The sequence below is a fragment of the Corallococcus sp. CA047B genome (assembly GCF_003612065.1).
GTDB classification, from domain to species: domain Bacteria; phylum Myxococcota; class Myxococcia; order Myxococcales; family Myxococcaceae; genus Corallococcus; species Corallococcus praedator.
This window is the reverse complement of the sequence record NZ_RAWD01000405.1, coordinates 1-7134: the sequence shown is the minus strand read 5'-3', so window position 1 is coordinate 7134 and position 7134 is coordinate 1. Positions and strand designations below refer to the sequence as shown.

At 68.0% G+C, this 7134-nt stretch carries 8 protein-coding genes; 6 read left to right on the top strand and 2 right to left on the bottom strand.

The genetic code is table 11. From position 1 onward, the window contains the following. Positions 1-563: 563 nt before the first annotated feature. From D7X74_RS37160 to D7X74_RS37145, 4 genes are all read left to right on the top strand, one after another. On the top strand, positions 564-1673 hold the full coding sequence (locus tag D7X74_RS37160) for a 3-oxoacyl-ACP synthase III family protein (protein ID WP_120537721.1): 1110 nt from the start codon (positions 564-566) through the stop codon (positions 1671-1673). A gap of 47 nt (positions 1674-1720) precedes the next feature. Further along, positions 1721-2338 carry a DUF2378 family protein gene (locus tag D7X74_RS37155; protein WP_120537720.1) on the top strand — a complete coding sequence of 206 codons (618 nt, stop codon included), beginning with the start codon at positions 1721-1723 and terminating at the stop codon, positions 2336-2338. 39 nt (positions 2339-2377) lie between these two features. Then, positions 2378-2911, top strand: a complete 534-nt coding sequence (locus tag D7X74_RS37150; RefSeq protein ID WP_120537719.1) for a hypothetical protein — start codon at positions 2378-2380, stop codon at positions 2909-2911. A gap of 156 nt (positions 2912-3067) precedes the next feature. Further along, a complete protein-coding gene (locus D7X74_RS37145) occupies positions 3068-4546 on the top strand; it encodes a hypothetical protein (RefSeq protein WP_120537718.1) in 1479 nt (492 codons plus the stop codon). 12 nt (positions 4547-4558) lie between these two features. On the opposite strand, the gene D7X74_RS37140 is transcribed toward D7X74_RS37145, so the two are convergent. Further along, positions 4559-5041: a nuclear transport factor 2 family protein gene (locus D7X74_RS37140; protein ID WP_120537717.1), complete on the bottom strand. Its 483-nt coding sequence runs from the start codon at positions 5039-5041 to the stop codon at positions 4559-4561. Positions 5042-5159: 118 nt separating this feature from the next. Between D7X74_RS37140 and def the strand changes: the two genes are divergently transcribed. Further along, positions 5160-5711, top strand: a complete 552-nt coding sequence (gene def / locus D7X74_RS37135; protein ID WP_120537716.1) for a peptide deformylase — start codon at positions 5160-5162, stop codon at positions 5709-5711. A 48-nt stretch (positions 5712-5759) separates the two neighbouring features. Further along, complete coding sequence (locus D7X74_RS37130) at positions 5760-6455, top strand: sterol desaturase family protein (RefSeq protein ID WP_120537715.1); 696 nt, start codon at positions 5760-5762, stop codon at positions 6453-6455. A 384-nt stretch (positions 6456-6839) separates the two neighbouring features. Here the strand turns inward: D7X74_RS37130 and D7X74_RS44630 are convergent. Next, positions 6840-7134 (bottom strand): hypothetical protein (locus D7X74_RS44630; protein ID WP_233602421.1); only part of this gene is annotated, 295 nt, incomplete at its 5' end.

Below are 7134 nucleotides of genomic sequence, written 5' to 3'. Positions count from 1 at the left end.
GGGTGGCGGTGGTGGGAATGGCGGAGGCGGCCGGGGCTACGGCTACGGCAACCCGCCGGACGACGGTGAGATCCCGCCCCCCAACGACGATGACAACATCCCCTTCTGAGGGGCGCGCCGAAATCCGATTTCGAGCGCTTTCCGTATGAGCCCGGGGACCTGACGCGACCTGCTGAATGGGGGGGAGGCGTGACGGGTCCGCCGGAAAAGTCCGCCGCCCTTCTTCCTGGGGCGCGCGGACACTTGCGGAATCGCAGTGCGTTGTCATTTTGAAGCACCGGCAGACCCCGTTTGTGTTATGGCGTGCCACGCAGCGTGAAGCGCACACCGCGTGTGGTTCATTCCATGTCGGCCGCTTCAATATTGAAGCATTGCTGATTCCCCTGTTGTTTCAATGACTTGAGCGCCGCCTGTCCGGCGGTGCACTTCATTGCTGACGCGACCATCACCAGGATTGTCCGTCTTTCCAGGGGGTTAGGAAGTGGCCTGGAACGTGCTCTGAAAGTCCGTCTTGCCAGGGAATTCATCCCGTCCGGCAGGGCAGTGATGTCAGGGGCCACGAAATGACCGATCGGGTTTGTGTGGTGGGAGCGGGGGCTTTTGTTCCGGCGCGGACCATCAGCAACGAGCGGATTGCTCGGGCCATCCCCGGCTGGTCCGCGGCGCGCATCGAAGAGAAGATCGGCATTCGCGAGCGTCGGTTCCTGTGGGACTTCGACGACGAGACGGGCCGCGCGATTCCGCCGCCGGACGACGTGGCGGGGCGCTTCTACCCGGCGACGAACACGGACATGTGCGAGTTGTCGCTGCGCCAGGCGCTGTCGCGCGGGGGCGTGGAGGCGAAGGAGCTGGACGCGCTCTTCGTGGTGACGTGCACGCCGGACGCGCCGCATTTCAACCACGACGCCATGGCCCTGCACGAGCGGCTGGGGCTGCGCGAGGACGCGTTCGCGCTGGTGGTGGACGACGGCTGCGGCGGCACGCCGTACGTGTTGGACCTGGTGCGCAAGATGATGGAGGGCGGCCGCTTCCGCACGGTGGCGGTGGTGGCCTCGGCGTTCACCTCGCCCCTGCTCAACCGGGAGGTCTACACGGATGAGCTGCCGCCCACGCCGGGCCGTCCCAAGGCGCTCAATGCCTACCTGTCCATGTATGTCTTCGGGGATGGCGCGGGCGCGGTGGTGTTGCGCTCGCAGCCGGGGGACGAGGACGGCCCGGGCATCCTGTCCTCCTTCTCCGGCAACGCGTACGCGGAGCTGGTGACCCGACGGGGCGGCGGCATGTTGAAGCTGCCCTACCAGCCGGGGCGGACGCGGCCGTCGGACATGGCCTTCGTGGTGGATGGCTTCAAGGTCGCGCGCAGCTACCCGGAGTACATGCAGAAGTGCCTGGACGCGGTGCTCACGCCCGCACTGCGCGAGCAGGTGAAGCGCTACTACTTCCACCAGCCGAACAAGCGGGTGATGGACTCGTTCGTGACCCGGGCGGGCCTGCCGAAGGAGGCCGTGGCCTGCAACGTGGACCGCATCGGCAACACGTCGGCGGCGGGCATGTTGATCCTCCTGTCCGAGGACCTCGAGCAGGGCAGGGTGACGCTCGGCAGCGGAGAGCTCGTGGTGGTGGCGGCTGTCGGAGCCAACGTTCATTATGGTGCTCAACTCGTGCGGCTCTAGTGCGCACGGGCGTTCATCTCCACCCCCCCGGGAGATTCCCCCCCTCTATGAGTGAGCAGCGCAAGGAAGCACCAGGCCTGGACGCGGCAGTGGCCCAGGACCTGGAGAAGCGTCTGGCCCTGGCGACCCCCGACGACACGGCCCGAGGCATGTTCTTCAACGGAGCGCTGAACGCGGTCCGCATCCTGGGCGGTGACGCGGCGGTGGAGCGGTGTCTGGCGTCGGTGCCGGAGAAGAAGTTCGTGGACTTCTTCAACTACCCGGTGTCGGGGTTCCTGAAGCTGGCCTTCACCGGAGCCCAGTTGATGGGGCCACAGCTCGGCGGCTTCGACGCGATGCTGCGCAAGATGGGCACGCAGGCGACCACGGACTTCCTGTCGTCGGCGGCGGGCAAGACGCTGCTCCTGCTCGCGGGAGACAGCCCGAAGCGGCTGGTGACGAACCTTCCCACGGGCTACCGCGCGGCGGTGAGCTACGGCGAGCGCAGCGTGGACTGGTCGGGCGACCGCACGGGCAGGCTCGTGATGAAGCGTGACTTCATGCCGCCCGCGTACCACGAGGGCGTGCTCCAGGCCGTCATCGAGGCGCTGGGCGCGCGAGGGGTGCAGGTCCACGGCAAGCAGACCGGGCCGGTGGACACCGAATACGCGCTGTCCTGGCAGTAACCGCTGCACGAAGCCCGCGGTCCACACGGGGAGCCGAACATGTCTCAGCAGCAGACCGGGACCGCGGTGCGCCTGCAGTCGGGCAACGAGTGGGTGTATGCCTTCCGCTCGCAGGAGGACGCCGCGTCGTCGCCGGACCCGGCGGTGTGCGCGGCGGCACCCTTCGAGCCCACGGTGAAGCTGGGGGCCAGCCTGTACGTGCCCGTCCATCGCGTGGTGGACGGGCGGTCCGTGGAGGACGGTTACGAAAAGGTGGGGACGGCGACGGCCTGTTTCCGGCTGACGGACCGGACCTTCGCGCCGGGCACGCGGGTGCCCTTCTACGCGCGCTTCCACCTTCCGGTGGGCCACTTCACCGCGTCGGGGGAGTGCACGCTGGTGAGCAACGACCAGCCCCAGGCAGGGGTGGTGCTGGCCGGCGGCGCACTGAAGCTGGTGGAGGTGCCCCCGGGGTTCGTGGGCGGGGTGCTGTCGAACCTGAGCGTGTTCAATCCGCTCAAGCTGCCCGGCTTCGCCACCGGCTCGTACTACACGCTCTACACCTTCCGGAACGAAGGCTCCGCGAGCCCCTGAGCGTCGCGTTGCGTGAGGGCCTGTAGCGTCCGGATGCGACCGGGAACCGGCGCCCCGGGACGAACAGCCATGTCGGGGATGCCTGGGAGAATGCGTCCTTCGGTGGGGCCTTGATGAGGCCAGGGGCCATTCACGGCCATCAGGAGGGGGACGCGCATGGAAGGCAGGTGGAAGCAGCTCTACGAGTCGCTCGGCTACCGTCCGCCCGCGAGCGTGAAGGTCACGCCGTCCGCGAACGAATCCACGACGACGCACGCTCTCCAGACCGAAGCGCCCCTGGCGGCGGACACGGACCTCCCGGTCCTCGGCCCCGAGGAACTGGAGGCCCTGCGCGCGGCCTTCCTGCGCGAACCGGAGGACGTGCTGCGCTGGACGGAGACGGGCCTGGGCGCGCGCGTGACGGTGGGCGCGTTCGTGGAGGTGTTGCGGGAGCTCGAATTGCTGTTCACGGACCCCGGCCAGTTGCAGGAGCGCCTCGACGCGACCGAGCGCCAGGTCCGTCAGGGCACCGGAGGCCTGCCCCCGGACTTCACGTTCCCGTTGAAGACGGAGGAGATCCCCATCGACCCCACCCGCACGCGCTTCGAGCCGCGGTCGGACCTGCGCGGGTGGCTGCTGTTCAGCGGGCCGGTCTGGCTGGAGCAGGGCGCGGCGGCGAGGCAGGCCCCGTTCCGCTGGCACTTCGGCGCGAAGAGCCGCTTTCTCTACCCGCTGCGGGAGCCGGAGCCAGGGCAGCCGGTGGAGGTGGCGCTCTTCGGGGACTTCGGCACGGGCGAATACACCTCCCGGTACATCGCCCGGCAGCTCGTGATGCGAGGGGAGCGCCTGGACTGCGCGGTGCACCTGGGAGGCGTCTTCTACGCGGGCCGACAGGGCGAATTCGACGCGCACGTGGCGGAGCCGCTGGAGCCGCTGCTCGCGACGACGACGCTGCTGACGCTCAACGCGGCGCCGGAGATGCGCTCGGGCGCGGGCGCCTATTTCCGCTACCTGGACGAGCGCCGGGGCGCGGGCCCCCGCCACCCGCAGGAGGGCACCTATTTCTGCCTCGCCGCGGAGCGCTTCCAGCTCATCGGCCTGGACACCGCCTGGTTCGAAGCCGGCCGCCACCGCGAGCCCGCGCTGCTGCAGTGGCTGGAGCAGCGGCTGTCGGAGGGACGAAGGCGGGGCGCCATGAACATCCTGTTGAGCCACGCGGCGCCCTATGGCCCGGACCGCAAGCGCCTCGCGCCGCTGGTGGAAGAGGACTTGCGTGCCCTGGTCGTGGAGCGGGAGTGGGTGGACCTCTGGTGCTGGGGAGGCGCCCAGGGCGGAGGGCTGTACGACCGGGCACCGGGGCTGCCCTTCCTCGGGGCCAGCCTGGGGCACGGAGGCTTCCCCTACGAGCGGAAGGACACGCCGACGCATTCGGTGGCGCCGGTGCGCTTCTTCGAATCCTGGCCGCGCTTCCCCGAATGGACGGGCGTGCGCCAGGACCGGGGCAATCACGGTCACGCGACCCTGTGGCTGCATGCGGACGGTACGGCCACGCTGCGCTACACGGACTGGATGGGACAGGTCCGCTGTGAAGCCACCCTGGCGCGCCAGGGGACGAAGGGGCCGGTGACGCTGAAGCAACTCGACGTAGGAGGGTGACGCCGCCGCGAATCAGGGGCCCTGGATGCCGCGCTCCTGCATGTACTTGCGCAGTCCCGCGGCGCCCTGGGCGCGCACCTTGTTGTGCAGCATCGGCGTCCACCCGAGCACCAGTCCCACGGGCCCCAGGGCCTGCCGGGACCATGTCCAGAAGGGAAAATGGTCGCGGTGGCGGATGATCTTCCCATCGGCGAACTCGAACGTCGCGTCGATGCGGTTGAGGACCTTCCGGCGCGACTGGCTGAAGGTGTAGCGAGCATCCCAGTGGGCCTTGCCGGTGCGGTCATCGGCCTGGATGCCGCTGAAGGAGACGTCCAGGTCCTTGCCGCGCTCCAGCAGCATGCGCCACATGGAGGTGACGCCAGCGTGGCGCAGACCCTGGAACACCTCGTCGGAGAACTCCACGTCCGGGTGGTAGCAGGCGGCCATGCCGTCGGCGTCACGCCGTTGAAAGGCCGAATAGAAGTCGGTGATGAGCTGGGCGTTCGGGTGCATGCCGGCGGTCTATCAGACCGGTCGGGCTCGGCGCTCGGGGGCCCGGTACCGGAAGTCGGCGGGTCGAAGGTGACGGAAGTGCTGAGCAACGGGACGCCGCGTGGCAGGATGCGGGCGCATGGCTCGCGACATCGTCATCTGGCCCCACAAGGTTCTCACCACGTCCACCCAGCCCGTGACCGACTTCGGCCCGGCGCTCGAAAAGCTCCTGGAGGAGATGGCGGAGTCCATGGCGGAAGCCAAGGGCATCGGCATCGCGGCCAACCAGGTCGGAGTGCCCCTCCGGGTGGCCATCGTCGGCAGGGAGGACGGCACCTCGTTTGAAATCGTGAACCCCCAGATTCTGTCGAAGCAGGGGTCCATCAAGCTGGAAGAGGGCTGCCTGTCGGTCCCGGACGTGTGGAAGAAGTGCCCCCGCGTCGAGAAGGTGAAGGTCCGCTACCAGGATAAGACGGCCCAGTGGCACGAACTGGAGGCGGAAGGTCGGCTCGCGCACGTGCTCCAGCATGAAATCGACCACCTGGACGGCCACGTCTTCGTGGACCACCTCTCCAGCGTGGACCGGACGCTCATCCTGGAGCGCATGCGGAAGCTGCAGAAGTCGCTGGCGCGTCAGAAGGACGAAGCGCCGCCCCCGGGGCAGAAGGCAAAGGGCTCGAAGCGCTCCTAGCCGGGCGTATCAGGCGGGGAACCCGGAGGGCGCGCTACGCTCCGGCGAATGGAATCGCGCCCCGTTCCCCGCCAGGTCCAGACCTTCCGGGAGGAGTACCGGGCCCGGGTCATCGGACCGGGCTATCGAGGCTGGGCCCATTTCGCCTTCACCAGTCTCGTCTGCCTCATCGGCATCGCCCTGGCCCTGAGTCGGCTGGAGGCGGTGCGGTTCTGGGAACTGCTGGGCATCCCCGGCGTCTTCGTGCTCGCGAACGGCGTCGAGTTCCTCGGCCACCGCGGACCGATGCACCACAAACGAAGGGGACTGGGCCTCCTCTTCGAGCGTCACACCGCGCAGCACCACCGCTTCTTCACCCACGAGGCGATGGCCTATGAGTCCAGCCGGGACTTCAAGATGGTGCTCTTCCCGCCCGTGCTGCTCCTCTTCTTCCTGGGAGCTGTCGCCGCGCCGCTGGGAGCCCTCTGCTTCCTCCTGATTTCCGCCAACGCGGGCTGGCTCTTCATCGCTTCAGCCCTGGGCTACTACCTCGCGTACGAATGGGTGCACTTCGGCACGCACCTTCCGAACGACCATTGGAGCGCCCGTCTCCCCGGGGTGCGATTCCTGAGGAGGCACCATCAGGTGCACCACGACCCGACCCTCATGGGGCGCCACAACTTCAACATCACCTTCCCCCTCGCGGACCTGCTTATCGGGACCTTATGGAGGGAGGAGCGCGGAAGGCGCCGCCCCGCTGGATGAGGGGCAGGCAGTGCTCCGAGGGAAATGGCGTGGAAGAAGGAACCCCGGCCTCGGGGGTTCTCACCAGGGAACGGCGTGCCCATATCCCCGGCGCGCAGGTAGAACGATTCGGCCCGGATCAATCAGGGTTTGACGTCTCCGAATCGAAGCGTTAGACACTGGACCTCCGCGCAACGGACCGGTGCCCCAGGGCACTCCGGAAAGCTGCACGGTGGGAAGAAAAGGGTCGACGAAGGTTGTTGACCCCGAACGCGGCGAAGAGATAGAAGCCGCGCCCCGCCCGAAGCCGACAGCAGCAAGTCGGTCGCTGGAGCGGAAAGCAGCAGGGATCGACTCGAAAGAAGTTGATCAACGAAGTGGCGGTGGTGGTAGAAGCCGCGCCCCTCACCCGGAAGCCCGCGCACTGGCGCGGAAGGAACTTCTGGGAGAGTGCAGCACCGACAAGAAAATAGGGCAGTCAACGCAGAGTTGACAGCGAGCGCGGCGGTGGTAGAAGCCGCGCCCCACCGAAAGAAAGTCCGGCAGGCAACAGAGCGGACGAAAGCGGTGGGAAAAGCTGACAAGGAAGCGGTTGACACGGAAGGCGGCGAAGAAGTAGAAGCCGCTCCCCTTCGAGAAGAATCGGCGGAAGTCACTGGACGGCGCCGAGGCAACGAAGGAGCCCGCAGGACGCAGAAAG